General features: G+C 54.8%; 1 pseudogene. It reads left to right on the top strand.

The features are described from left to right. Window positions 1–17: 17 nt before the first annotated feature. A pseudogene (locus DVK07_RS20600) lies at window positions 18–490 on the top strand (IS5/IS1182 family transposase); the annotation flags it as partial. Window positions 491–611 lie beyond the last annotated feature (121 nt).

Here is a 611-nt window from a genome sequence, read left to right as displayed (position 1 = left end):
CGAAGAGACGGATTGGTGTGACATCCGAAATCCGTCTCTTCACGCGTGTTACGGTGGTGAGCGATATATCAGTTGTCGCTATTCCGGACGAACCCGCGGGCTCTGAAGAGGGAGGCAGGTCCGCTGAGTGGGCGATGCTCGCCGCGCACGCACTTCATATCCGAGTTGCGCAAATACTACCGCATCGCGGTGGATTTGCTCAGCGAAATGCCCGGCATCCTCGAAGAGATTGGACTTACCAGACTCTTCCACACTATACTGTCCTCCGCGCGTTGTTTGAGCGGATTCCCACCGCGACGTAGCGTGCGTTTCTCGACGCGTCAGCCGAAAAACACACCAGCCATGCTACTATCGATTCCACCGGCTTTGACCGTGATCAGCCCATCCCCCACTACGCCAACCGCACGAACTACCGCATCAGAGCGCTGAAAGCCACCGCTCCCGTGAGGTCAAAACGCTGTACATTACTGACACCCACTCCACAACAAGTAGTTAGAAATGTCAACTATGGTGGCTTTAGTGGCCAAGAGAGGAATTGCTACACATTCTCTGCGATATAGGTCTCGATCTGGCTTACAAGCTCGGGCCGGAAAGTCCAAAAAGCATCCCAG

The organism is Halorubrum sp. Atlit-26R (genome assembly GCF_003666015.1).
Lineage (GTDB): Archaea > Halobacteriota > Halobacteria > Halobacteriales > Haloferacaceae > Halorubrum.
The sequence above is the reverse complement of the archived record's forward strand: the minus strand, read 5'-3'. Positions and strand labels throughout refer to the sequence as shown.